Here is a 25,239-nt window from a genome sequence, read left to right on the forward strand (position 1 = left end):
AACTAGTCTTCCGACTCTTCATCTTCCGATGATGCATTGAGATCACGCTGCACTTCTGGAGAACGCAGCAGTGTATCCATATGCATGGCCGTATCCAGCGCTGTATCTGGCTGGAAATGCAGTTCCGGCACAGTACGCGCACGTATTTTATGCGCAAGCTGTGTTCTCAACCACGGAGCTACTCGTTTTAAAGCGGGCAGAAGTTCCGCAACATCGCTACGACCCAAACGAGTAATAAAAACTGTTGCGTGACGAAAATCTGGAGAAAGCCGAACCTCTGTAACCGTAAGGTCAACGTCTGCCAGATCCGGATCACGAAACGTGGTGCGTGCAAAAATTTCAGCCAGCACACGCCGCACTTCTTCCCCCACCCGCAACTGACGCTGGGAGGGGCCAGATGGAGCAAGACCGGCGAGATACCCCGCCGGTCCTGCTACTTTACTGCCTGATCCGTTCTTACGGCTCATGCTGGAACCAGCTCACTTTCAAAGCATTCCACCACATCGCCTTCGCGCAGATCATTGTAGCCTGCAAAGGAAAGGCCACATTCGTAACCCTTGCTGACTTCCTTCACATCGTCCTTGAAGCGCTTGAGCTGGCTCAAATCACCTTCATGAACCACTACGCCATCACGCAGCAGACGCACGCCACAGCCGCGTTTGACAACGCCTTCCGTAACGTAACAGCCAGCCACTTTGCCCACCTTGCTGATTTCGAACACACGGCGGATTTCGGCATAACCCAGGAACTTTTCACGGTGCTTAGGTGCCTGCTTACCACGCACAAGCTGTTCCACATCATCAGCAACCTGATAGATGATGGAATAGTAGCGGATATCTACACCTTCGCGCTGCGCCAGCTGGCGTGCCTGTGCTGTGGCGCGCACGTTGAATGCAATAATCACTGCATCCGACGCCTTACCAAGCTGCACATCGCTTTCCGTGATCTGACCAACAGAAGCATTCAGAACGCGAACGCCCACTTCTTCATTTGCCAGCTTGAGCACAGTTGTCTGAATAGCTTCTGCAGAACCCTGAACGTCTGCCTTGATCAGAACAGAAACCTCTTTCTGATCACCCGCCTGAATACGGGCCAGCATCTGATCCAGCGTACCACGAGCCGCCACCTGACCAGCCACCTGATGTTCTTTCAGCTTACGCTGACGGAACTCGGAAATCTCACGTGCGCGGTTTTCGTTTTCAACCACCACGAACGGAGCACCAGCAGATGGCACACCAGAGAGACCCAGCACTTCAACCGGCATGGAAGGCCCTGCATCCGTAACCTGACGGCCACGATCATCCAGCAGAGCACGCACCCGGCCCCATTCGGTGCCAGCAACCACGATATCGCCTTTATGCAGCGTGCCTTTTTGCACCAGCACAGAGGCAACAGAACCGCGACCACGATCCAGACGGCTTTCAATAACGGCACCTTCAGCAGCCCGGTCCGGGTTTGCCTTCAGTTCCAGAATTTCTGCCTGCAGAAGAATAGCTTCTTCCAGCTTGTCCAGCCCGGTACGTTTAAGCGCGGAAACTTCGATATCCTGAACGTCACCGCCCATGGATTCTACCACAATTTCGTGGCTCAGAAGTTCCTGACGCACCCGATCAGGCTTGGCACCCGGCTTGTCGATCTTGTTGATGGCAACAATCATCGGCACGTTTGCAGCCTTGGCATGCTTAATGGCTTCAACCGTCTGCGGCATAACACCATCATCAGCCGCCACAACCAGCACCACCACATCCGTAATGGAAGCACCGCGGGCACGCATAGCCGTAAAGGCTTCATGGCCCGGCGTATCCAGGAATGTGATCTTGGAGCCGGAAGGCAGCGTAACCTGGTAAGCCCCGATATGCTGGGTAATACCGCCGGCTTCTCCACCCGCAACGTCTGTTGTGCGCAGAGCATCCAGCAGAGATGTCTTACCGTGGTCAACATGCCCCATGATTGTCACAACCGGCGGACGTGGACGCAGATCTTCCGGTGCGTCTTCCACACCTTCAATCCCCAGTTCAACGTCTGCTTCAGAAACACGGCGCACGCGGTGGCCGAATTCTTCAACAATCAGTTCAGCCGTATCAGCATCAATGGTCTGAGTGACAGTTGCCATTACGCCCATTTTCATCAGCGCTTTGATAACTTCACCCTGACGGGCTGCCATACGGTTAGCCAGTTCCTGCACGGTAATGTTTTCCGGCAGAACCACATCACGCACAACCTTCACCTGATCGGAGCGCAGACGTTCCAGTTCAGCCTGACGGCGTTCACGTTCGCGCTGACGACGGACAGATGCGAGTGAACGCGTCTTATCGTCATCACCTTCAATCGCGGCCTGCACGTCAATACGGCCTGCACGACGGCCACCGCCGACATCGGACTTACGACCGCCACCACTTTTGCGATGGTTACCAGCAGGTGTTTTACGAGATGCACCACGGCGCGGCGCATCATCACTTTCCATGTCACGACCACTACGCAGACGCAATGTCTGCGCAGACGCTGGTTCTTTTTCCTTGGCTTCAGCAGGCTGAGAGCGTGAAGGAACAGGCTTCAGCGGCTTGGCTGGCATAATTGCACGTTCAGCCAACGGACGCAGACGCCCAACCGGCGGAGCCAGCGTTACTTCACCCGGAATGGGCACAGCAGAAACAACTGGTTCTTTCACGGCAATAGGCTGAATGGATTCAATGCGCGATTTGCGCTCATCCTCTTCAGCCGCAGCCTTTGCGGCTTCGGCTTCTTCAGCCGCGCGCTTATCTTCTTCTTCCTTACGACGTGCTTCTTCAGCAGCCGAAAGAATACGAATTTTTTCAGCTTCGCGCTGCTCGGCTTCACGCCGTGCGGCTTCTTCCGCTGCTTTTTTCTGTTCCGCCAGCACACGCTGACGCATGGCCAGTTCAGCGGCTGTTAGCGTACGACCGCCACCGCGCGCTCCACCGGCACGTCCGCCAGAGCCACCCGGCCCGGCACCACGTTTTTTGCGCACTTCAACCTGCACAACCTTGGAGCGGCCATGACTGAAACTTTGCCGCACGGACCCGGCATCAACCGTCCGTCCGACCTCCGAACGCCCTGCCGGCCGAAGGGACAAACGCCCCTTACCCTGATCCTGATCCTTGCCTTCGCTCATTGACCCGCCTGTTCACACCCATGCGCCGGAAAGGTCCGGGGCATGCGAGGGCCGCCTTCAGCAACCCCCGTAAAACGCTTATTCTCACAACGTAAGCGCTGTGCCAGCCCACCGGCTGAAAGCGCTACGTTCACCACTCGTTCCCGCCCAAAAATCTTTGCCAGATCTTCAGATGACAACGCCTCAACGACAGGAATATCGCGTTGGCCGGAAACCAGCCTTTCCCGCTCTTCCCTGCTTCCATCCAGCGCATGAACAACAATGGCAGCTTTACGCTGTACCAGCCATTCTCGCACCTTCATAAATCCACTTGTAGCCTGACCAGCTCTGCGAGCCAGCCCTACAAGTTCACTCATCCGCCGGAGTAGCCCCGCTTCTACACGGGCTACTATATCTTCCGGCACCTTAACCTGCTGGCGTGCGGCGCGTGAAAAAACGCCCCGGGCACGCGCCTGTTCTATCACATCCCGGCGGGGGCTCAACCATATTCCCCGCCCCGGCAGACGTGCATCCAGATCAGGCACCACTTCACCAGATGGTGAAATTACAAACCGGATCATTAAAGAAGGTTCGCCTTCTTCACGCGTTACCGCGCACCTCCGAAGGCTGCCTTTCTCTTCTGTTTCTGGCAAGAAATCACCACCCACTTTATATCAGGCCTCAGGCGTTGGCCTCACCTTCCTTGATATCGGAAGGCTGCTGATTTTCATCCTCAAACCAATGAGCACGTGCTGCCATGATAATTTCATTGGCGGCATCTTCCTCAATGGCATCGGTGCCCAAGATCTCAACCAGCTCATCGCCAGCCAGATCTGCAAGGTCGTCTAAGGTTTTTACACCTTTTTCACCCAATGTCACAAGCATCTGGTTTGTAAACACGCCCATATCGGCAATCTCGTCCACAACACCAAGCTCTTTCCGCCGATCATCAAGCTTTTGTTCCTGCTGAACCAGATAAGATTCAGCGCGCTGAACCAGCTCCTGAACCACCGACTCGTCAAAACCTTCAATGCCAATCAGTTCATCAGGATCAGCAAAAGCCAGTTCTTCGATGGAGTGGAAACCTTCTGTGACGAGCAGACCTGCAATCACATCATCCACATCCAGAGCTTCAACAAACAGCGCTGTCCGACGACGGAACTCTTCCTGGCGGCGCTCGGATTCTTCCGCTTCTGTCAGGATATCAATATCCCAACGAGTCAGCTGGCTGGCCAGACGGACGTTCTGCCCACGGCGGCCAATAGCCAGAGAAAGCTGCTCATCCGGCACAACCACTTCTACGCGTCCGGCTTCTTCATCCATCACCACTTTGCTGACTTCAGCCGGAGCCAGTGCATTCACCACAAAAGTAGCGGCCTGCGGGCTCCACGGGATGATATCGATCTTTTCGCCCTGCAACTCGGCCACAACGGCCTGCACACGGGAACCGCGCATACCAACGCAAGCCCCAACAGGGTCAATAGACGCATCACGAGAAATCACAGCCATTTTGGCACGAGAACCCGGGTCACGCGCAACGGCCTTAATTTCAATAATGCCATCATAAATTTCAGGCACTTCCTGCGCAAACAGCTTGGCCAAAAAGGCCGGATGCGTGCGAGACAGGAAAATCTGCGGACCACGTGGTTCATCACGCACATCATAAATGTAAGCGCGCACGCGGTCTGAGTTACGGAACGTTTCACGCGGGATCAGCTCATCACGCCGAAGCAGCGCTTCTGCCGAACCAATTTCAACCAGCAGGTTACCGTATTCGGTCCGCTTAACGGTACCGTTTACGATTTCGCCAACGCGATCCTTGAATTCATTATACTGGCGCTTGCGTTCATATTCACGCACGCGCTGCACAATCACCTGTTTGGCGGTTTGCGCAGCAATACGGCCAAAATCGATCGGAGGCAGTGGATCGATCAGATATTCGCCTGCCTGAATTTCAGGGCGAAACTTGCGGGCAATGGAGAGCGCAATCTGCGTATCTTCATTTTCCACTTCGTCCACCACTTCCGTCCAGCGGGACAGACGCACATCACCTGTCTTGCGGTCGATGGTGGCACGAATGTCCTTTTCGTGCCCATATTTGGCGCGTCCGGCTTTCTGGATCGCCTGTTCCATGGCTTCCAGCACTTCTTCACGCTCGATACCTTTCTCGCGCGAGACAGCGTCTGCAACCAGCAAAAGTTCAGGACGGGAAACAGAGGTATCCATACTCTCAGCTCTCCAAAACAGGCAGCTTTATCAATGCACCTTGGGCCCGGAAGAATCGTCGTCATTCTTCTGGGCGGGATCAGTGCCGGGCGCAGATTGCACCATACGGGCACTAGCTTCAATCAGAGCATCTGTCAGCACCAACCGTGCACGCCGGAGTTCTTCCAGCGGCAAGGCAACTTCCGTGCCATCATCCAGACGCATCCGCGCAACAGTTCCATCAGACCCCAGAACCGTACCGGAAAAGCGGCGGCGCCCATTTACCGGCAGCAGCACTTCTGCCTTGGCCTGGTGCCCGGCAAAGCGGTTCCAGTCCTTCGCACGGGTAAGGGGCCGATCTATCCCGGCAGAGGAAACTTCCAGCGTCCACGCCCCGGGAATGGGGTCTTCAACATCCAGCACGGCACCTACCGCGTGGCTGATCCGTTCACAATCTTCCACATTGATCAGGGAACCGTCCTTGCGGTCTGCCATGATTTGCACAGTCGGACGCTCACGCCCCAGCACAGCAACACGCACAATCTCATAACCCATATCCTCAACGGCAGGGGCTATCAGCGCAGCAACGCGGGCTTCTAGGCCAGAGTGAGTAGAAAGGTCTGTATCCAATGCAAAAAAGGCGGCCGTCAAGGCCACCCCCCGAAACGTAAAACAAATTGAGAAGGATGGTTCTTTATGTAAGGGATGCAGAGTGAAACCGCAAGGGCAGAATAAAGTTACTGCCCGTTATGCAAATCTTTACCATTTATAAAAAACAATTTTACGGGCTGGATGCAAATTGCGCATTGCAGGGTGCGCCGGACATGCTTTTATTACCTCTATTGCGACATTTTTACCATCCTACACACCACTAAGGGCTGACCTTTCAATATGCACAAAGAGCCAGAACCCGCATGGAAGCCACAGCCGCAACCTCAGGCAGCAGATAAACCCTCTGGCGTGCGCATGGCTCTGATAGGGCTAGCTACATGCGTTATCATGGCTGGAGCTGGTGTGCATTTTATGGGTGGAGGACATGGAAATACCTCTACCCCCGCAGCAGAAAACAATACGCAAGACCACGATAACAGCGCCAACCGGATGGGGATTCCCCTTACGCTCATTGCCTCGCAAAAAGCGGCTCAAACCTTGGCAAAATCGAATTACACGGATCAGGAGCAGGCAGATATTCTGGCCGGCATAAAACGGCGGGACATTCGCTTGGTGGCTATGCCTGTTTACGACGCCACAGGCGCTGGGGGCACCATTACCCTTATTTGCGGAGCATGGCACCAAACTGTGCATTTGTCCCCTACCCCGCAAACCGTCATTCTACCCATTACGATCAGCGGTAATGTTGATATCATACCAGCATCAGATCCTGGGCCTGCTGGCATTGGTAGCGGCGCTATTACGGTATTTGGCCCACAAACACTGCCGATTATGTATAAAGGGGATACTTTGCCACTAACGGTGATTGCGCAATGAAGGGACTGTTACCCGCCCTAAACCGGCTGATGCCGTTGATGATGGTCATCTTTCTGGTGCTCGCCAGCATACAGATTGCCCTCAGCCTGCATCTTTCCCTGCATTCCATTACGCATGTTTTGCAGTGGTGCGCTCCCGCGTGGCCAATTTTGGCCGCAAGTGGCATTATACTTACGGTAGCAGGGCTGCTGTTTGAAACACGCGCCGAAAAGCTAGCGCGCAAAGGGCTTTTACGCCGACGGGGATTCATCATGGACGTTCTTGCCAGACTGACCAACCGCGCCGCACTGGAAGAAATGATGGCGCGCGAGCAGCGTGAAACCACCATTGATGCGGAAGAACTGGCAGCCAACCTGCGGGCCCGCGTTATTGGGCAGGATCAGGTATGTGAGGATGTGGCTGTGCAGTTGCGCCGCCGCCTCGCCTTGCAGGTGCGCGGTAAACCAGTAGGCATTTTTCTGCTGGCAGGCCCCCCGGGCACAGGCAAAACCTATCTGGCCAAGCAGCTTGCCCGCCAGCTTGAACGCCCCTTGCTGCATTTTGACATGACACAGATGAGCAGCCCCCATGCCGCAACCCAGTTGTTTGGCTCCCCCAAAGGTTATGTAGGTTCAGACACTTACGGGAAGCTGACGGGCGGCCTGAAGGAAAAACCGGATGCTGTGGTGCTGCTGGACGAAATTGAAAAGGCGCACCCAGATGTGTTCAAAAAATTCCTGACAGCCTGGAATGACGGACACATTACCGAAGCCTCTACCGGGCAGCAGATTTCTACCGTACGCGCCATTTTTGTGCTGACATCGAACATTGCCACGGATGCGCTCACAGAAATTGCAGACCGCCTGCATGATGACCCGGACCGTATGCGTGCCGAATCGGTAGAAGCCCTGCGTCAGGCCGGGTTTGCCCCGGAAGTTCTAAACCGGTTGGACCGAATTTTCGTCTTCCGTCCGCTACAGGGTCTGGATATTGCCCGCGTGGCCGCGCTGGAAATTGAAACCATGATTGAAAGCTACGGCCTGAAGGTAGAAACCGGCGGGATTGATGCTACCTTGCTGATGGATGTCATGCGCCGCCAGAGCCGCATGGGAGATGCAGCTTCTGCCCGCGATCTGGTGCGCTCCATTGAAGATATGATCAGCGAATCCCTGATTGTAGCCCGCCAGCAGGGCGCCAATATGGTGCGGCTGGTAAAGGAAGATGATGGCGCTGTGGTTGCAAAAGTGGCGGATAACCGCACGGATGAAGGCGATAGCATCCATGCGCGCCTGATCCCATAAGCGGTCCCTTACTGTTTATTCTTCCGGCACAAGGCTTTCTGCATGTCTGCTTTTACCCGATTGTGGCAACGCGCTCCTGTATGGCGTGTTGCGCTGTTTACCGCTGGCGCATGCAGTGTGTTTTCCGTGATGTTTCCAGCCCCTTGGCTAACATCACGCCTGCCAGCCTATGCAAAGCTTACCTCTAAAATCAGCCATATGCTGCCGAGCGGTGCATCATCTGCCGATTCGTCAGAAGATGCGTTGCGGCCGGATGAAGACCGGCGCACCGTTTCCGCACCCCCTATGGATGCACAATTTGAAGGCACGTTATCCTTTGCGGGCCGCCAGCTCCCTTTACCCGCGGGCAAATGGCACCCGCTCCTGAATTATCAGGATGATGTTGCTCATGGAGAGATTCTGACATCCCTTTACGTGCGTTCTGAACAAGGCATTGTCACAGGCCTATTGGTTGCGCAGGCCACCACACAATCCTTACCCATTACGGATACGCAGTTGGTGCAGGATGAATGCCACAGCAACTTTAACTTTATGTCCGAAGCCTTGCCGCAGGATGGCACGCATACAGAATGCTGGATGACATCCCCCATCCGTGTGGTGAACAACGTTTTTCTAACATCCAATCCCGCATTACAGGCTTTGTTGGGAAGCCCGATGTTTATTCCCCCGGCTGTGCAACGCCTGACGGGTATGGGCTTTGATCTGCCCCCCGTTCTGGTGGATGCAGGGTGGAACCGGATTGAAAAAAGCAAATCCGGCCCCGGTGTGGATTTCATGAGTGTTCACATGCTGACAAGCCCGGCAGAAGCTGGCAGCAAAACCGTACCGGGTGCGCCAGAAAACTGGTCCCGCGCAGGTATGTCCGATTCCACTGCTGTGTCAGACTTTGTCCGCCGCACCAACGCATGGCTACGCGGATGGAGCCCTTATCTGCGCCAAGGGTTTGACAGCAAGCTTCCTGACACTGCGCTGCCCACAACTGTATCGGCAGATCCTGCGTTTCACGGTTAAGCAACCGTTAGAACGCTTTCTGTAAGGTATAGAAAACCGTTAAACAGCTTGGTGAAGTTTGCCTTCACGCAGAAGATCTGCAGAAACTTCGATCAGAAAGTCCAGAACCGTCCGCGTTCGCAAGGGGAGCGTGCGCGGGCCAGTATGCACAGCGTAAAACGGCAAAGATGGAATCTGCCAATCTGCAAACAAACGGGTGAGCCGACCGCTAGCAACAGCCTCACGCACCTGAAACTCTGGTAGCAGCCCTATGCCCAACCCAGATTCTACAGCATACAGCACCGCTTCACTGCTATTGGCACGGAAAACAGCAGAAGGCGCAATAACGCTTTCTTCGCCATCCCGCTCAAAGTTCCAGTCCAGCCTGCTGGAGCCGTAATTATAGACGACTCCCGGATATTCCGGCAGATCACGTGGGTGCGTAGGCGTGCCGCAACGGTTCAGGCAAGATGGCGCGGCCACCAACCATTTGCGCACGACACCCAATTTGCGGGCGATAAGAGACCCCTCGGCAATCTCTCCTACACGAACGGCCAGATCCAGCCCTTCTTCTACCAGATCACCAAACGCATCGCGCATAACCACTTCAATAGCCAGATCAGGGTGCCGTTCCAGCAGTTCCCCTATCCGCCGTGTCAGACACAGGCCGAAAGCTGTGGTGACCCCTAAGCGAACCAAACCAGAAACAGAAGCCCGGCGGCGGCCCAGCACTGTTTCTGCTGTTTCCAGAATTTCCAGCACTTCATAGGCATGTGGAAGCAGGCTTCTGCCATCTTCCGTCATGGTGAGGCTGCGTGTGGTGCGCGCAAACAGCGTTGTGCCGTAATGCGCCTCTAACAACGCAATATGGCGGGAAATTGTAGGCTGACTAACACCTGTCTCACGCGAGACGGCAGAAAACGAGCCTGTAGCCGCAACGCGAACAAAGCTGTGAAGCGCGGAAAGAAGATCCATTGAAGTCCAGCACTGTCCCTGCGAACACGCGCACATTACATTACAACCCCTTACCAGCAAGAAGTGTATCTAATGTTGCGCGTATTCCTGATTTATCGACAATTTTGGAACAAGCTGGCTGGTCGCACAACATCCGTCAGGCTCTGTTCCGCCATGTGACAGATGCACTTGCATTTGTCTCGCAAGACGGAACAGATATCCCAAACAGGTTTTACCGGCGCCGCATATGCGGCTGTGCCAGCTTTTTTTCTGCCATACGTGCCAAACGCACAAAAGGCAGGCCCAGCAGCAGATAAGCCGCACCAACCATCAGCCCTGTTCCAAAATAATCGAAATAGGAAGAGGACAGACGGATGTAAGTCTGGGTCAATTCTGTCAGCGTAATCACGCTGACCAGTGACGAATCTTTCAACAACGAGATAAAATCGTTTGTCATGACAGGCATAACCAGACGGAAAGCCTGTGGCACCACAACATAACGCAGTGCCTGAGCGTGCGTCATGTTCAGGGCCAATGCGGCTTCCATCTGCCCATGCGCAACAGATTGCAGGCCGGCCCGATAGTTTTCGGCCTCATATGCCGCGTAGTTCATACCCAAGCTGACAACACCGGCCAGGAAGGGCGTAAGACTGATACCAAATTCAGGCAGACCGTAGAAAATAAACAGAACCTGAATCAGCAATGGGGTGCCACGCACTACTTCCACATATGTGGTCGCCACCCACCGCAAAGGTGTAGGGCCATACAGACGCAGAAGCGCCAGAGCCAAACCTGCACCAACAGCCAGCACCATTGCGCATAGTGAAACCAGCAACGTCAGCCATGCAGCTTTTGCCAATTGCGGCAGAAAACCCATATAGCGTTCCAGCTTAACGCGCCAGCCGCCCTTGCCTTCCAGCTCCGCCACATATGCGTTCCACGCCGCTGGTGTAACGTTTAAGGTGGTGTGATCATTGGTCAGCTGCGCCATTTCTGGCGTCCATAGGTCCCACCGCAGCAAAACGCGATGGAGTGTGCCATCATGCTGCATGGTTGCCAGTGCGGCATTTACTTTTGTGCGCAGAGCAACATTCTGCCCTTTAGCAAAAGCAATACCATATTCCACACGGCCAATGGGTTCACCCACCACCTGTAGGGCCGGGTTGGTATCACCGTAATATTTGGCAATGGGGCCATCAATCAGAATGGCATCCGTGCGCCCGTTTGCCAGATCCATAAACGCATCGGTTTCTTCATCATACGTCCGAAGCTGAACCTTGGCGTTCTCGGTAAGAATACGTTCAGCCTGCGTATCTTTAATGGTGCCAATGGCATGGCCGTTCAGGTCCGCAAGGGTTTTCAGTTGCGGGCCATTACGCCGCACCACAATACGTTCTGATGTGATGTAGTACGGGTCTGAAAAATCAATGCCTTCAGCATGCTCATCTGTCATCTCGATGCCACAGATGACCATCTCATAAAGACCACGCTGCAAGCCAGGAATAAGGCCATCCCAGTCATTCTGCACGAACTGAAGCGGCGCACCCATGTGCTTGCCCAATTCCTGCATCAGGTCATATTCAAACCCGGTCAGCTTGTCCTGATCTTTCAGATCATGAAACGTATAGGGCACATCCGATGAAGCATCCGCAGCCCAGCGGATCGGCTTTTCTTCCTGTGCGTGTGCCACATGCGCGCCAGCACCCAACCAGCTTACGGCCAGCAGCATACAGACACAGCGCAGAAACAAACCCCAAAAGCGGGGCGGGCAATACTGTGCATTCTGTTTCACAGAAGTGTCCTCAAAAAGCGGCGTGTCTGTTCATGAGCCGGGTTCACACACAGAACCTCCGGCGGGCCGGATTCAACAATATGGCCGCCATCCATGTAGACAATGGTATCCGATGCCACTTGGGCAAAACGCATATCGTGGGTGACGATAATCTGCGTCATCCCTTCATCATCAAGGGTGCGCATGACCCCCAGCACTTCTTCCGCAACTATCGGGTCAAGCGCTGACGTGGGTTCGTCATACAGCATAATTTCTGGCCGCATGGCCAAAGCACGTGCAATGGCGGCACGCTGTTGCTGCCCACCAGAAAGCGAAACAGGGTAACGCTGCGCAACACGGGCCAACCCTACTTTTTCCAGCAGGGCCATGGCCTCGGCACGTTCAACTTCTCCGCCCTCACCCTTCACCACGCGGGGGGCCAGCAGAACGTTGTCCAGAACTGTAAGGTGGGGAAAAAGGTTAAAGCTCTGGAACACCATGCCCACGTGAGTGCGCAAGCGATGTGCCATATGCTCATCAGCGCGACGCCAGACGGCATCTTTGCGCTCTATGGTCACCCCCATGGCGGTGATCTTGCCGCTATCGGGAATTTCCAGAAAATTCAAACACCGTAAAAAAGTGGATTTTCCGCAACCGGATGGGCCGATAATAGAAACCAGCTCACCCTTTCGCACCTGCATGGATACACCACACAGGACATCCCCCTCGCCGAAACTTTTGTGCAGATGTTCCGCACTCAAAACGACTGGGTCTTCCACAGAAAACGCCGACCCGGTGCGTACCGGGTCGGCATCTTGACGTTCACCTTGAACGAATTGGTTCTCAGGCAGCTTTCGTCATCCCTCGCAAGACGTACTGAAGAATGCCACCATGCCTATAATACTCGACTTCGTCTAGGGTATCGACACGGCAAAGCAGTGGTACTTCCTGCGTGGAGCCGTCATTTCTTGTAATTGTCATAATTACATCCATGCGCGGCGAAAGTTTATCAACACCCTTGATGCTGATCACCTCATCACCCTTCAGACCAAGGGTCTTGCGGGTTGTGCCATCCTTGAACACCAGCGGCAGAACGCCCATGCCCACAAGGTTGGAACGGTGAATACGCTCAAAGCTTTCAGCAATAACGGCCTTTACGCCCAGCAGCAGGGTGCCTTTTGCGGCCCAGTCACGGGAAGAACCCATGCCGTATTCCTTGCCACCAATCACCACCAGCGGGGTGTGTTCCTTTTTGTATTCCATGGCCACATCGTAAATGGCGCCTTCCTTCCCATCTGGGAAGTGCTTGGAATACCCACCTTCCGTACCCGGCAACATTTCGTTTTTGATACGAATATTGGCAAAAGTACCACGCACCATCACGCGGTCATTCCCACGACGGGAGCCGTAAGAGTTGAAATCTTTCGGTTCAACCCCGTGTTCCATCAGGTAACGACCAGCCGGTGAGTCCTTCTTGATGGAACCAGCCGGAGAGATGTGGTCAGTTGTGATATTGTCACCCAGCAGAGCCAGAATGCGCGCACCTTCAATATTGCCGGGAGCTTTGGGCTCAACGTCCATATGCTTGAAGTACGGCGGATCCTGCACGTAGGTAGATTTCGGATCCCACTTATAGGTTTCAGAACCCGTAGCAACCTTCAGGCCCTGCCATTCCTTCGTGCCCTTGGACACGTTCTTGTAACGGTTGATAAACTCGTCACGGCTGATGGCAGAAGCAATAAGGTCTGCAATTTCCTTATTGGTGGGCCAGATATCCTTCAGGTAAACCGGCTTGCCATCCTTGGATGTGCCCAGCGGTTCCGTGGTGATATCCTTACGCATGGTGCCCAGCAGGGAATATGCAACCACCAGCGGCGGGCTTGCCAGATAGTTGGCCCGAACGTTGGGGGAAATACGGCCTTCAAAGTTACGATTGCCAGACAGGACAGAAACAGCAACCAGGTCGTTGTTTTCAATCGCATCTACAATGTGGGAAGGCAGCGGGCCGGAGTTACCGATACAGGTGGTGCAACCATACCCAACGGTGTTGAAGCCCATGGCATCCAGATCTGTCGTCAGGCCTGAACGGTTCAGGTAATCTGTAACAACCTGAGACCCCGGAGCCAGAGAGGTTTTCACCCACGGCTTAGGCGTAAGGCCCAGAGCACGTGCCTTGCGGGCAACCAGACCAGCCGCAATCAGCACAGCCGGGTTGGATGTGTTGGTGCAGGAGGTAATGGCGGCAATAACAATATCGCCCTGCCCCAGATCATAGTTGGTTCCGGCAACCGGCACCTTTTTATCGGCATCGTTTGCGGCCACACCCAGAGAGCTGGTGAGTTCTTTTTCAAACGCAGTCTTGGCGCTCTTCAGTTCCACGCGGTCCTGCGGGCGCTTGGGGCCTGCCAGAGACGGCACAACCGTGCTGAGATCCAGTTCCAGAACATCTGTAAACACCGGTTCGGGTGTTTCATGCGTGCGGAACATGCCCTGTGCACGCAGGTATTCTTCAACCAGCTTGATACGATGTTCATCACGGCCGGTCTGACGCAGGAAGTCCAGCGTAAGAGCATCAACCGGGAAGAACCCGCAAGTTGCACCATATTCCGGAGCCATGTTGGCAATGGTTGAACGGTCAGCAACTGGCAGATGGTCAAGTGCCGGGCCAAAGAATTCAACAAACTTACCAACCACGCCTTTTTTGCGCAGCATCTGGGTGACTGTCAGCACCAGATCGGTAGCAGTTGCGCCTTCTGGCAGCTTACCTGTCAGCTTAAAGCCGATCACATCGGGGATCAGCATGGCAATGGGCTGGCCCAGCATTGCGGCTTCAGCCTCAATACCACCAACACCCCAGCCCAGAACGCCCAGACCGTTAATCATGGTGGTGTGGCTGTCTGTGCCATACAGGGAATCCGGATAAACGTATTCCTTGCCACCAACATTAGCGGTCCATGCCACCTGGGCAATGTATTCCAGGTTCACCTGATGGCAGATGCCCGTATCAGGCGGCACAACAGAGAAGTTTTCAAACGCTTCCTGGCCCCAGCGCAGGAAGGCATAACGTTCTGCGTTGCGTTCAAATTCCAGCGTAATGTTTTCCTGCAGCGCATCTTTTGTGCCTGCATAGTCCACCATCACGGAATGGTCGATCACAAGGTTGACCGGAACCATCGGGTTCACCTTCTGCGGGTCACCCTTCAGGCTCACAATCCCATCACGCATGGCTGCAAGATCCACCACACCCGGCACGCCGGTGAAGTCCTGCATCAGAATGCGTGAAGGCTTGAAAGGCACTTCCTTGCTGCTGCTGCCCTTTGGCAACCAGCCTGCAATGGCCTTGGCGTCTTCCACATTGTAGGAACGCCCATCTTCAAACCGCAGAATGTTTTCCAGAAGAACCTTCAGCGAAACCGGCAGGCGGCTTACGTCGCCAATGGTTTTTGCCGCTTCGGGAATGGAAAAATAATGGTAGGTCTTGCCGTCAACCTCAAGGGTGCGGCCTGTCTTTAGCGTATCGTGCCCAACCGTTTTCATAATCGCTCTCTCCCCGATCACAGCCGATGGCTGGTGATGCGTTCAGGACACCGTAAATATGCCATTCGGCGCCGAGTGCCTGCCTGATCTGCCGGGCAACCGGCTTGATATCCCGTTGGGCCTAGAACATACCGGCAGTTGGAAAAGGCACAAGCCAGGGAGCGACCACGAGAACGCGAGCACCCCGGCTTTTGCGGCCTTGCACGGTAACAATAAGGAGAAGTGTTATCGCCGACAGTCCTTTCCCTGCCGGGCAATCTGCCCCAACCAGGCCTGAAACTGGTGCATTTCCGGCACTTTATGCTGAGGATCTTTGTGTTTTCCGTGGGGAAAGACTGGTGCTGGATGGTGTCAGCTTTCAGATGGAAGCCGGAGCCGCCATGCTGTTGACCGGCCCCAACGGCGCCGGAAAGTCCACTTTGCTGCGCGTTCTGGCGGGCCTGCGCAAACCCGATTCCGGCCAGCTGCTCTGGCATGGCGAATCGATTTTTACTGATCGCGCAGCCCATGCCAGCAAGGTGGCTTATCTGGGGCATCAGGATGCGCTTAAGCCGGGGCTAACCGTTATAGAAAACCTCGCCCTGTTCGCGCGTGCAGGCCAAGGCGATATGCACGCAGCCCTTGAAGCCATGGATTTGTTGCCCCTTGCCAATCTGCCAGCCCGCCTGCTTTCTGCTGGGCAGAAACGGCGCACGGCACTCGCCCGTGTTCTGCTGGCCAACGCACCTTTATGGCTGCTGGATGAACCCAGCCTTGGCCTGGATGCCAATGCCATTACCCTTTTAGGGCAAGCGTTTACGGCCCACAGGCAGCAAGGCGGGTTGGTTATTGCCACCACGCATGTGCCCCTGCCGCTAGAAAATGTGCAGCCTCTTACATTGCCGGGCGCGGGCGATTCGTCCGCTTCTCCCTTTTACCAGCAGGAAGATAACGCATGATCGGGCTGTTCTGGGCCATTGTTGGGCGTGACCTCCGCCTTGCCCTCCGGCATGGGGCAGACACAATGGGGGCCATCCTTTTCTTTATTGTCACAGCCACCCTGTTCCCGCTTGCGCTTGGCCCATCCCCTGAATTGCTGCGCCATATGGCGCCGGGCATTATCTGGGTCTGCGCCTTACTGGCAGCTCTACTCCCGCTAGATCGGCTATTTGGTGCGGAGCTTGAAGATGGATCTCTGGACCAACTTCTGCTTTTGGGCGTTCCGGCTTCTCTTGTAGCCTTGGCTAAAATAACCGCGCATTGGCTCACCACCGGCATCCCCTTGCTTCTGGCGGCTGTTCCACTGGCAACCATGTTGGGCCTGCCTGCCTCTGCCCTGCCTGTGCTTTTGACCGGGCTTTTCCTTGGGTCTGTTGTGCTGTCCCTTATTGGGGGAATGGGTGCATCTATCGTGCTGGGCGCACGACGCGGCGGGGTCCTCTTGCCGCTGCTCACGCTGCCGCTTGCAACTCCTGCACTGATTTTTGGGGCAGCGGCTATTGATGCCGCATCCACCGGCCTGCCTTGGCAGCCAGATTTAGAACTTCTGGCAGCATTTGTTGCTGGCGCCTTACCACTCTGCCCTCTGGCAGCCGGTGCAGGCTTAAGGGCCGCAGCAGAATAAACCTAGAGATTTATACACCTGCTGTTATGGCCCATTCAGGGGCCATAACAGCAGCATGTTTGGCAAAATTACTTAGATGTATTGCCAGATGCAGCCTGCTGATGGCTTACAGCCTGAATATCAACCGAGGCATAGCGCACTGAATTTTCTGCATCACGCAGCGCTTCACTGGCCTTGTACGGATCATTTTTAATAAAGTCAGCAGCACGATTTACATCCTGCCGTGTCTGTTCCAACGGCACTGCAGCAATCACGTAATCTGCATCTACGCCAGAAACTTTCAGCACTTCAGAAGCACGGTCAGGGTCACCTGCGCGCAGGTGGCGGTTTGCCGCAGCAACAGCAGCGCTTTTTTCTGTTGTGGGTTCAACTGTTTCATCCAGAACCAGTTCGCCATCAATCGGCAACCAAGCTACTGGCGTAGTGCTGCCCGTACCTTTTTTAGCTGTCTGAGCCTGCTTGGTTTTTACTGGCATCAGTTCAGCTTCTGCCTTCTGGAAAGCTGTGTTGTCTGCCCGCGCCCGATCCAGCGCCTGCTGTGCGCTTGTAATCAGGGTTTTAGCCCCTTTGAGATCACCATCAAAAATGGCGCGGCGTGCCAGCATCAGTTCTTCAAACGCTGTGTTACCATCGTCTGAAAGGCGGCCGAAGTCCTGCGTTGCTGCGGCAGTTGCAGCATTTGTTGCAGGCACAGCAGCCGTAGATGCTGCCTGCTGTTGTGCCCATGCTGGCGCAACAGCCGTTGTTGCTGCCAGTAGAGCCCCCAACAGCATACCCGTTTTTTTCATGATTTCTCCCTTTCCGAACGCCATCCATAATGGCCTTGTTTGCGTTCTGATTGTTAAGCGAGAAAGCACGAAAGCAAAGGCAGGCAAACACAAGGCTGGCCTGCCCTCACATCGGATCAGATATAATGCTCGGTTAAGGGTGCAAAACCATTGAACCCCGTTGCACAGTAAGTGGAGACATAAGCACCCGCCCCCAGCAGATCGACCTGCTCTCCTGCGGCCAGGTCCAACGGCAGTTCGTAGTGCGTTTTCTCATACATGATATCCGCACCATCACAGGTTGGCCCGGCCAACGCCACACGCCCTGTGGGAGACCCATCACGGCTGGTACGAATCGCGTAGCGGATGGATTCGTTTTCTGTTTCCGCCAAACCACCAAACCGCCCGATATCCAGATACACCCAGCGCAGCCCATCCTTGCGCCCACGCGCACTGACAAGCACAACTTCCGAGCGCACCACGCCGGCTTCCCCCACAATAAAGCGGCCGGGTTCCACCAGCATTTCTGGCAACGCATTGCCAAAGTGCTCTGTCATGGCGCGGAAAATGGCCGTGGTGAAATGATCAATCTCTGGCACGTCATCCCGGTAGCGGATAGGAAAACCGCCGCCCAGATTGACCATGCGCAAATCCAGACCATCGGCGCTTAAGTCTGTAAACAGGGCGGCCGCACGGGCAATGGCCACCTCATAAGCTTCCGCAGAAAGCTGCTGGCTGCCCACATGGAAGGAAAGACCATACGGATCCAGCCCCAGTTCTCTGGCGGCCAACATCAGTTCCTTGGCGGATTCCACTGTGGTGCCAAACTTGCGGGAAAGCGGCCATTCAGCCCCGTAGTTATCTACCAGAAGGCGGCAGTAAACGCGGCTTCCCGGCGCATGAGCGGCCAGTTTTTCCAGTTCTTCCCGGCAGTCAAAAACAAACATCCGCACACCGGCCTCATAAGCAGCACGGATAGCAGAAACTTTTTTGACCGTATTACCAAAGGAAATGGCATCCGGGCTGGCACCTGCCTGCAAGCACAGGGAAACTTCTTCCCATGAAGCGGCATCAAAGCAGGAGCCAAGTTCAACCAGCCGCCGCAGAATAGGCTGCGCCGGGTTGGCTTTAACGGCATAGTAAATGCGAGCCTGCGGCAAAGCTTTGCCCAAAGCATGATAGCGGTCTGCCACTGCATCCACATCAAGAACAAGGCAAGGCGTTGCCGGCTTTTGCTCGGCGAGAAAACGGGTGATTTTGGGATTCATATCCCCACTCCCCCAGATCAGGCTCCCCCGACTGAACAGCGCGGAGAAGGACGTTGCGAAACGGTCTAACGGACCAGCGACCAAAGGCAGATGCACGAAACATCCCGATTGCCAGAACGCTTGACGTCGTTGCGTAACCTCAGAGGGCCAGTGGCACGTGCGTTGCTGCGTAGGGGCGTGCATATGAGGCCAAAGCGCAACAAGTGCAAGTCAAAAACACGCAAAAAATAAAAAAACATGGCACTTGGCCATCATGCCCGATAAGACAAGGCAAGCTTTATACACGGCATTTATGTCGTTTTTGGCAAACGCATGCAGTGTTAACTTTTTGTTCCTGCAAAAAAGTATGCCTCTTTACCTCACACCAGGTCGTTAGTGTTTGGTGTGCCGCTACAAGTTTATCGCTGGTGCCGCAGAAGGTACCTTTTACCTTAACGAAGGACGCTCCAATCCCGATGCAGGTTATCTGTCAGCCCGATACGCGCCCATCTGTGCACCCGGATTCCCCACCCCACACGATTCATGAAAATGTGCAGCCCAATTTTTCTCGCCCTTCTGAACTGGGGCGGAAAGATTGGAAGATCATTTTACAGCGCACCGTCAAAAGCCTTATTTCCGGCCCTACTACGCTGGTTGCCGCGGGCTGCGCATTTTATACCACGCTCTCTCTGTTCCCCGCCATCAGCTCCCTGATCTCCATTTACGGGCTGGCTTTTGATGTGCAGACCGTGGCGCCACAGATGGAAGTCTTGCGCAGCCTGCTGCCACCCAATGCCTTCAATCTGCTGTATGATCGCGTGCAGACACTTGTAGCTGAGCCGCCATCCTCGCTCACATTCAACCTGATTATTTCGGTTAGTGTGGCATTGTGGTCTGCCTCTGCCGCAACGCGCTCTATTATTTCGGCCCTGAATATTGCGTATAATACACGGGAAAATCGTAATTTCTTTGTGTTCCAGATTACCGCCTTTGCCCTTACGCTTTCGGGCATTTTGGGGGCTGTGCTCACGTTGGCACTTATGGTGGCTATGCCCTTGCTGCTTAACCTGCCCGCATGGCTGCATATTCCCACCCCGCCCGGTTCCATTGAATTTATGGCCCGGTGGAGCGGCCCGGTGGTGATGTTTACTTTCGAAACCCTAGCCCTTTCTGCGCTATACAGATTTGGCCCCAATCGGCACATCGCCACCCAATGGCGTTGGGTTCTGCCCGGTGCCTTATGTTCCACATTAACGTGGATTGCGGCATCACTCGGCTTTTCCTACTACGTGGCACACATTGCCAGTTACAGCGCCACCTATGGGCCATTAGGCGCGTTTATCGCCATCATGATGTGGTTTTTTGTAACCGCATGGGTTGTGCTGATGGGCGCCGAACTGAATGCTGAAATGGAAAGCTATGCCCGCGGCATTACACGGCAGCCTTTAGAAGTCTGACCTATCAGCCTCTCAAAACTCATTAAAAAAGGGTGTTCCGATCGGAACACCCTTTTTTAATTCACCGCAATCTGCTTCTCGTAAAAATTGATTGCGCTATCTCTTAACGACGATGACGCGCCCTATGAAGGGTGCGGCCCGTGTGCGGCGCCGTATTCTGCAAGGAAAGGGTATTATCCGCCAAACCACCATCATCTGGTGCAGAAGCCACTTCAACCGGAGCAGGCTCTACCCGCACATGGGCAATGCCGCTGTTCAACATCCCCAGTTCTGCGGCTGCGGCTTTGGACACATCAATAATGCGCCCACGGCTATAAGGCCCACGGTCATTGATTGTGACCACCACAGAGCGGCCTGTATCTTCTGAAACAACGCGGAGTTTACTCCCTAGCGGAGCCGTAGGATGCGCGGCTGTCAGGCTACCCTTGTCAAACCGTTCACCCGAAGATGTGCGCCGGTTATGGAAGCGCCCCCCATACCAACTAGCAACACCTTTCTGGAAAATGCGACGGGCCTGATTGGTATCAGAATCCGCAGTGGCGACTGTCTGTGCGCTACGCCCAGCCAAAGCACGGCGGACAGAATCTGCCCACGCTGTGCCGCCTTGCCCAGCCTCTGCTGCCTGAACAGCTGAAGCCGACAAAAGAGAAGACATAACAAACACACTTCCAAGAAGTGCCCGGCGCAGGGCTGACATCCGCCTGTTTACTCCATTTTCTGACATCGTTCTGTTCGCCAGAAGACCGTGTTCACACTGTAAAAGCAATCTTTTTCGACCTTCGAGTTGCAAATACAGATCTATAGTCACTTATGTTCAACACGCTTATCGTGACAAAAATATGGCCTTAAAGCGCGTAACTCCGCTGCATGCTTTTTTGCTAGAGTGCATTTTCCTGTCCCCCAGCCTGCCTCTTCTCTTGGATACGGGGCAGCATCGTGCTACGGCCCCTTCCTGTTATGGAAAGACCTCTTATTGCTGTGCTCAACGGCCCCAACCTAAATATGCTTGGCCAGCGCCAACCCGAAATATACGGGCGGGCAACGCTGGACGACGTGGAACAACTTTGCCTGCAAACAGCTGAGAAGCTGGGCCTGGCCATAGATTTCCGCCAGACCAACATTGAAGGTGAGCTGATTTCCTGGGTGCAGGACTGCCGCAAGCGGGCACAGGGCATCATCATCAATCCGGCGGGCTATACGCATACGTCTATCGCTTTGCTGGATGCCCTGCTGACAACAGACTTGCCTGTGATTGAGGTTCATATCTCCAACATTCACCGCCGCGAGCCATTCCGCCATCATTCCTATGTCTCTCGCGCCGCTACAGGCGTTATCTGTGGGCTAGGCGTGGCGGGGTATTCTCTGGCATTGCAGGCAATGACCGATCTTATTCTGAATGAGGATGACTGATGAGCGGATTGCTCGTGGATGCGGAGGCCATTCGGGCTCTGGCTGAAATTCTGGCCGAAACAGGCCTGACTGAAATTGAAGTATCGGAAAAGGACAGCCGCATTCGCGTTGCCCGCATGCCAGCCCCTGTGCAGGCTGTGGCCGCAGCGCCGCAGGCTGTTGCTGCTCCGGCACCGGCTCCCGCCGCCGCTCCGGCTGAAGCCGCAGCACCTGCCGCTCCGGCAGATCTTTCCCGCCACCCCGGTGCTGTCAACAGCCCAATGGTGGGTGTGGCTTACCTGACGCCAGATCCGTCCTCCCCTCCTTTTGCAAGCGAAGGCCAGATTGTAACCGCCGGCCAGACCCTGATGCTGATTGAAGCCATGAAAACCTTCAACCAGATCAAGGCCCCCAAAGGTGGTACGCTCAAGGCCCTGCTGGTGGCTTCGGGCGACCCGGTGGAATACGGCCAGCCGCTTGCTATTATTGAGTAATGTTTTCCAAGATCCTTATCGCCAACCGAGGCGAAATTGCCCTTCGTATCCTGCGCGCCTGCCGGGAGCTAGGGATCAAGACCGTAGCGGTACATTCCACTGCGGATGAAGACGCCATGCACGTTCGGCTGGCAGATGAAGCTGTTTGCATCGGGCCGCCAGCCTCGCGCGATTCCTACCTGAATGTGGCTGCAATTCTTTCTGCAGCCACCATTACAGGAGCGGAAGCCATTCACCCCGGCTATGGTTTTCTTTCAGAAAATGCTGATTTTGCCGAAACGGTAGAAGCACATGGTCTGACCTTTATCGGCCCAACGGCGGAACATATCCGCATGATGGGGGATAAGATTACCGCCAAAACCACCATGCAGATGCTGGGCGTGCCCTTGGTGCCCGGTTCTGATGGTGAACTGACAAGCCTGGAACAAGCCCGCGAAGTTGCTGACAAAGTCGGCTATCCGGTGCTGATCAAGGCTGCCGCTGGCGGTGGTGGCCGTGGCATGAAGGTGGCTCAAACGGCTGGCGATCTGGAAGACGCCTGGAAAATGGCCCGCGCCGAGGCACGCGCTGCTTTTGGCAACGATGCCGTTTATCTGGAAAAATACATGGATCGGCCGCGCCATATTGAACTCCAGATTCTGGGAGACAATTACGGCAACGTGGTTCATTTTGGCGAGCGCGACTGCTCTCTCCAGCGCCGTCACCAGAAACTTCTGGAAGAAGCCGGCTCTCCGGCCCTGACAGCAGAACAGCGTGATGCCATTGGCCATACAGCCACGCAGGCTCTCTCTAAAATGGGCTATCGCAACGCAGGCACGCTGGAGTTCCTGTATCAGGATGGGCAATTCTGCTTCATCGAAATGAACACACGCCTTCAGGTGGAACATCCAGTGACCGAAATGGTCTGCGATGTGGACTTGGTGCGTGAGCAGATTCGCTTGGCCGCTGGTGAGCAGCTTGGTTATACGCAGAAAGATATTTCATTTTCTGGCCACGCCATTGAATGCCGTATCAATGCGGAAGATCCAGACAGCTTTACCCCCTGCCCCGGCACGGTTGCTGTTTACCACCCACCCGGTGGCTTGGGTGTGCGTGTAGATAGCGCCCTTTACACCGGCTACCGTGTGCCGCCTTTTTACGACAGCATGATTGCCAAGTTGATCGTGCATGCCCCCACGCGTGAGCAGGCCATTGCCCGCATGCAGCGCGCTTTAGATGAGTTTGTGGTGGAAGGTATTAAAACCGTTATTCCGCTGCATCGCCGTATTCTGGAAGATCCTGAGTTCCAGAAGGGTGATTACACCATTCATTGGCTGGAACAGTTTACAGCCAAGCCACACTAAACTGTGGTTCGGCTCTTTTCTGGCAGCCATAAAAAATCCGGCACATCTTTCCAGATGTCGCCGGGTTTTTTATGCTCAGGAAGCAGAACAAGCCATTAGGCGTTGGGCATCACACCAACTGCTTCCTCTTCTTCCTCATCATAAGAACGAATGCGAGGATCCTGCCCAACACGCGGGCGGAACTCTCCGCGGCGCAGAGCAGTTTCAATATCTTCCAATGTTGCGCCAGCCGTTTCCGGCACACAGAAGTAAACAAACAACACCGAAGCAAGGTTAACCCCTGCATAAATCCACATGGTGCCACCCAGAGAGACTGTTTGCACCAGCGTAAGGGCTGTGGATGTTACCAGAAGGTCTGCCCCCCACAGCATGGCCGCATGTATGCTGGTTGCCGCAGCACGCATAGGCAGCGGGAACAGTTCAGCGCCCAACAGCCAACCCACAACCTGAATACCGCCAGAGTTAAACAGCATGAACAGCAGCAGGAAGGCCACAATCAGCCAACTTCCTACACTGCCCTGAGCGGGGTGCATGGCAAACACAATGCCCAAGCCAATAAGGCTGACAACAGAACCCGGCCCCATAATCAGCACCAAGCGCCGACGACCAATTTTATCTACAAACAGGCAGCCAAGCAGAGTCATGATCAGATAGACAAGCGCGATCCCTAAACTGGTCAGCAGCGCGGATGAATTTCCAAACCCAGCATCAGACAGAAAGGTAGGGGTATAGTAGATCATCATCTCTAACCCACCTGCCTGGGTGAAGAAAGCAATCCCTAATGCTGCTATCAGTGCAGGGCGCACCCACGGTAGCATCAAGCCTTTCCAACCGCGTTCATCTTCATCCAGATTTACAACATTGGCATGGATCTCATTGATCTCACGCTGAATGACCTTGCGGGAAGAACGCACGCGGCCCAGTTGCTCCACCGCAGATTCCAGCCCTTCATTTTCAGCAGTCCAACGTGGGCTTTTGGGCAGGAAAAACATGCTGATGAAAACAAAGGCAGCAGGAATGGCGGCCACAGAAATCATGGGGCGCCAACCCCATTTTTCACGCATGGTAAAGCCAACAAGGTTGGCCAGAAAAATGCCGATCCCAATAGCCACGTTAAACAGCGTTACCAGATTGCCGCGCTTACTGGCTGGAGCCAATTCCGAAATATATGTTGGAACCACCTGCGTGGCACCACCTACCGCACAGCCCAAAAACACGCGGGCAATAATCAGGCTGGTAAGATTAGGTGCGTAGGAACACGCTAATGCGCCAATAACAAAAACTGCGGTAACGACCATAACCGAAACACGGCGGCCAAAACGTTCTGACAGGTTGGCAATGCCCATGGCACCAATAACAGCACCCACCAGAATAGCTGATGTAACAATTTCCTCCTGACCAGAAGTCAGATGGAAATCTTTTGTAATAAGAAGAAGGGCGCCAGAAATAATACCGGTATCGTAGCCGTAAAGACCGCCGCAAATGGCAGAAACAAATGCTGCAATCCACAACACGTGCTTGGCATACGGAGAAATTTCGAGATTTTGTATAGCTTCTTGAGCTCGTTTCTTTTCAGATTTCATGTCGTGATTATGCCACAAT

The 25,239-nt window shown here is 54.6% G+C and carries 22 protein-coding genes; 9 read left to right on the plus strand and 13 right to left on the minus strand.

Annotated elements, in window-relative coordinates:
• Nucleotides 1-2: 2 nt before the first annotated feature.
• The 5 genes from rbfA to rimP are packed head-to-tail and all read right to left on the minus strand — an operon-like array spanning nt 3 to nt 5,974.
• On the minus strand, nt 3-467 hold the full coding sequence (gene rbfA / locus EOV40_RS12125) for a 30S ribosome-binding factor RbfA (protein WP_128106090.1): 465 nt from the start codon (nt 465-467) through the stop codon (nt 3-5).
• Entirely contained in the window at nt 464-3,133 is a 2,670-nt protein-coding gene (gene infB, locus EOV40_RS12130; protein ID WP_128106091.1) for a translation initiation factor IF-2, read from the minus strand. Before infB ends, rbfA begins: the two co-directional genes overlap by 4 nt.
• Nucleotides 3,130-3,780 (minus strand): RNA-binding protein, encoded by a 651-nt coding sequence (locus EOV40_RS12135; protein WP_003624602.1) that lies wholly within the window; start codon nt 3,778-3,780, stop codon nt 3,130-3,132. The genes infB and EOV40_RS12135 overlap by 4 nt, the downstream gene beginning before the upstream one ends.
• Nucleotides 3,781-3,793: 13 nt before the next feature.
• Nucleotides 3,794-5,338 (minus strand): transcription termination factor NusA, encoded by a 1,545-nt coding sequence (gene nusA / locus EOV40_RS12140; protein WP_050818664.1) that lies wholly within the window; start codon nt 5,336-5,338, stop codon nt 3,794-3,796.
• A 30-nt stretch (nt 5,339-5,368) separates the two neighbouring features.
• Entirely contained in the window at nt 5,369-5,974 is a 606-nt protein-coding gene (gene rimP, locus EOV40_RS12145) for a ribosome maturation factor RimP (protein ID WP_003624600.1), read from the minus strand.
• 234 nt (nt 5,975-6,208) lie between these two features.
• On the opposite strand from rimP, the gene EOV40_RS12150 reads away from it, so the two are divergent.
• From EOV40_RS12150 to EOV40_RS12160, 3 genes are read left to right on the plus strand one after another with little or no spacing between them, the layout of a single operon-like run.
• On the plus strand, nt 6,209-6,805 hold the full coding sequence (locus EOV40_RS12150) for a hypothetical protein (RefSeq protein ID WP_128106092.1): 597 nt from the start codon (nt 6,209-6,211) through the stop codon (nt 6,803-6,805).
• Nucleotides 6,802-8,085 (plus strand): AAA family ATPase, encoded by a 1,284-nt coding sequence (locus EOV40_RS12155; protein WP_128106093.1) that lies wholly within the window; start codon nt 6,802-6,804, stop codon nt 8,083-8,085. The genes EOV40_RS12150 and EOV40_RS12155 overlap by 4 nt, the downstream gene beginning before the upstream one ends.
• Nucleotides 8,086-8,127: 42 nt before the next feature.
• The gene (locus EOV40_RS12160; protein ID WP_128106094.1) at nt 8,128-9,096 is read left to right on the plus strand and encodes a hypothetical protein; all 969 of its coding nucleotides are present in this window, start codon (nt 8,128-8,130) and stop codon (nt 9,094-9,096) included.
• A 39-nt stretch (nt 9,097-9,135) separates the two neighbouring features.
• On the opposite strand, the gene EOV40_RS12165 is transcribed toward EOV40_RS12160, so the two are convergent.
• From EOV40_RS12165 to acnA, 4 genes are all read right to left on the minus strand, one after another.
• Nucleotides 9,136-10,050 (minus strand): LysR family transcriptional regulator, encoded by a 915-nt coding sequence (locus EOV40_RS12165; RefSeq protein ID WP_050818671.1) that lies wholly within the window; start codon nt 10,048-10,050, stop codon nt 9,136-9,138.
• A 211-nt stretch (nt 10,051-10,261) separates the two neighbouring features.
• The gene (locus EOV40_RS12170; protein ID WP_128106095.1) at nt 10,262-11,821 is read right to left on the minus strand and encodes an ABC transporter substrate-binding protein/permease; all 1,560 of its coding nucleotides are present in this window, start codon (nt 11,819-11,821) and stop codon (nt 10,262-10,264) included.
• Nucleotides 11,818-12,579 (minus strand): amino acid ABC transporter ATP-binding protein, encoded by a 762-nt coding sequence (locus tag EOV40_RS12175; protein ID WP_128106096.1) that lies wholly within the window; start codon nt 12,577-12,579, stop codon nt 11,818-11,820. The genes EOV40_RS12170 and EOV40_RS12175 overlap by 4 nt, the downstream gene beginning before the upstream one ends.
• Nucleotides 12,580-12,643: 64 nt before the next feature.
• Entirely contained in the window at nt 12,644-15,337 is a 2,694-nt protein-coding gene (gene acnA, locus EOV40_RS12180) for an aconitate hydratase AcnA (protein WP_050818674.1), read from the minus strand.
• Between the two features lie 191 nt (nt 15,338-15,528).
• Here acnA and ccmA point away from each other — a divergent pair, with 191 nt between their 5' ends.
• Nucleotides 15,529-16,275: a heme ABC exporter ATP-binding protein CcmA gene (ccmA, locus tag EOV40_RS12185; protein WP_128106097.1), complete on the plus strand. Its 747-nt coding sequence runs from the start codon at nt 15,529-15,531 to the stop codon at nt 16,273-16,275.
• On the plus strand, nt 16,272-16,940 hold the full coding sequence (ccmB, locus tag EOV40_RS12190; RefSeq protein ID WP_003624591.1) for a heme exporter protein CcmB: 669 nt from the start codon (nt 16,272-16,274) through the stop codon (nt 16,938-16,940). Before ccmA ends, ccmB begins: the two co-directional genes overlap by 4 nt.
• A 68-nt stretch (nt 16,941-17,008) precedes the next feature.
• On the opposite strand, the gene EOV40_RS12195 is transcribed toward ccmB, so the two are convergent.
• Together EOV40_RS12195 and EOV40_RS12200 are read right to left on the minus strand one after the other, a co-directional pair.
• Complete coding sequence (locus EOV40_RS12195; protein ID WP_196332625.1) at nt 17,009-17,797, minus strand: YfdX family protein; 789 nt, start codon at nt 17,795-17,797, stop codon at nt 17,009-17,011.
• Nucleotides 17,798-17,844: 47 nt separating this feature from the next.
• Nucleotides 17,845-19,158, minus strand: a complete 1,314-nt coding sequence (locus EOV40_RS12200; RefSeq protein ID WP_208729197.1) for a type III PLP-dependent enzyme — start codon at nt 19,156-19,158, stop codon at nt 17,845-17,847.
• Nucleotides 19,159-19,430: 272 nt separating this feature from the next.
• Between EOV40_RS12200 and EOV40_RS12205 the strand changes: the two genes are divergently transcribed.
• A complete protein-coding gene (locus EOV40_RS12205) occupies nt 19,431-20,411 on the plus strand; it encodes a YihY/virulence factor BrkB family protein (protein ID WP_244296931.1) in 981 nt (326 codons plus the stop codon).
• Between the two features lie 103 nt (nt 20,412-20,514).
• On the opposite strand, the gene EOV40_RS12210 is transcribed toward EOV40_RS12205, so the two are convergent.
• The gene (locus EOV40_RS12210; RefSeq protein WP_408740502.1) at nt 20,515-21,066 is read right to left on the minus strand and encodes a septal ring lytic transglycosylase RlpA family protein; all 552 of its coding nucleotides are present in this window, start codon (nt 21,064-21,066) and stop codon (nt 20,515-20,517) included.
• A gap of 302 nt (nt 21,067-21,368) precedes the next feature.
• On the opposite strand from EOV40_RS12210, the gene aroQ reads away from it, so the two are divergent.
• From aroQ to accC, 3 genes are read left to right on the plus strand one after another with little or no spacing between them, the layout of a single operon-like run.
• Nucleotides 21,369-21,821: a type II 3-dehydroquinate dehydratase gene (aroQ, locus tag EOV40_RS12215; protein ID WP_003626846.1), complete on the plus strand. Its 453-nt coding sequence runs from the start codon at nt 21,369-21,371 to the stop codon at nt 21,819-21,821.
• Nucleotides 21,821-22,294 (plus strand): acetyl-CoA carboxylase biotin carboxyl carrier protein, encoded by a 474-nt coding sequence (gene accB / locus EOV40_RS12220; protein WP_014457552.1) that lies wholly within the window; start codon nt 21,821-21,823, stop codon nt 22,292-22,294. Before aroQ ends, accB begins: the two co-directional genes overlap by 1 nt.
• Nucleotides 22,294-23,637: an acetyl-CoA carboxylase biotin carboxylase subunit gene (gene accC / locus EOV40_RS12225; protein ID WP_128106101.1), complete on the plus strand. Its 1,344-nt coding sequence runs from the start codon at nt 22,294-22,296 to the stop codon at nt 23,635-23,637. The genes accB and accC overlap by 1 nt, the downstream gene beginning before the upstream one ends.
• Nucleotides 23,638-23,732: 95 nt before the next feature.
• On the opposite strand, the gene EOV40_RS12230 is transcribed toward accC, so the two are convergent.
• Nucleotides 23,733-25,220: a sugar porter family MFS transporter gene (locus tag EOV40_RS12230; RefSeq protein ID WP_128106102.1), complete on the minus strand. Its 1,488-nt coding sequence runs from the start codon at nt 25,218-25,220 to the stop codon at nt 23,733-23,735.
• Nucleotides 25,221-25,239 lie beyond the last annotated feature (19 nt).

The organism is Acetobacter oryzoeni (assembly GCF_004014775.2).
GTDB classification, from domain to species: Bacteria; Pseudomonadota; Alphaproteobacteria; order Acetobacterales; family Acetobacteraceae; genus Acetobacter; species Acetobacter oryzoeni.

Excerpts from the sequence above, each read along its gene's own strand:
- rbfA (WP_128106090.1), bottom strand. The coding sequence starts at position 467 with ATGAGCCGTAAGAACGGATCAGGCAGTAAAGTAGCAGGACCGGCGGGG.
- infB (WP_128106091.1), bottom strand. The coding sequence starts at position 3,133 with ATGAGCGAAGGCAAGGATCAGGATCAGGGTAAGGGGCGTTTGTCCCTT.
- nusA (WP_050818664.1), bottom strand. The coding sequence starts at position 5,338 with ATGGATACCTCTGTTTCCCGTCCTGAACTTTTGCTGGTTGCAGACGCT.
- EOV40_RS12150 (WP_128106092.1), top strand. The coding sequence starts at position 6,209 with ATGCACAAAGAGCCAGAACCCGCATGGAAGCCACAGCCGCAACCTCAG.
- EOV40_RS12155 (WP_128106093.1), top strand. The coding sequence starts at position 6,802 with ATGAAGGGACTGTTACCCGCCCTAAACCGGCTGATGCCGTTGATGATG.
- EOV40_RS12160 (WP_128106094.1), top strand. The coding sequence starts at position 8,128 with ATGTCTGCTTTTACCCGATTGTGGCAACGCGCTCCTGTATGGCGTGTT.
- EOV40_RS12165 (WP_050818671.1), bottom strand. The coding sequence starts at position 10,050 with ATGGATCTTCTTTCCGCGCTTCACAGCTTTGTTCGCGTTGCGGCTACA.
- acnA (WP_050818674.1), bottom strand. The coding sequence starts at position 15,337 with ATGAAAACGGTTGGGCACGATACGCTAAAGACAGGCCGCACCCTTGAG.
- ccmB (WP_003624591.1), top strand. The coding sequence starts at position 16,272 with ATGATCGGGCTGTTCTGGGCCATTGTTGGGCGTGACCTCCGCCTTGCC.
- EOV40_RS12200 (WP_208729197.1), bottom strand. The coding sequence starts at position 19,158 with ATGCACGCCCCTACGCAGCAACGCACGTGCCACTGGCCCTCTGAGGTT.
- EOV40_RS12205 (WP_244296931.1), top strand. The coding sequence starts at position 19,431 with ATGCAGGTTATCTGTCAGCCCGATACGCGCCCATCTGTGCACCCGGAT.
- EOV40_RS12210 (WP_408740502.1), bottom strand. The coding sequence starts at position 21,066 with ATGTCTTCTCTTTTGTCGGCTTCAGCTGTTCAGGCAGCAGAGGCTGGG.
- aroQ (WP_003626846.1), top strand. The coding sequence starts at position 21,369 with ATGGAAAGACCTCTTATTGCTGTGCTCAACGGCCCCAACCTAAATATG.
- accB (WP_014457552.1), top strand. The coding sequence starts at position 21,821 with ATGAGCGGATTGCTCGTGGATGCGGAGGCCATTCGGGCTCTGGCTGAA.
- accC (WP_128106101.1), top strand. The coding sequence starts at position 22,294 with ATGTTTTCCAAGATCCTTATCGCCAACCGAGGCGAAATTGCCCTTCGT.
- EOV40_RS12230 (WP_128106102.1), bottom strand. The coding sequence starts at position 25,220 with ATGAAATCTGAAAAGAAACGAGCTCAAGAAGCTATACAAAATCTCGAA.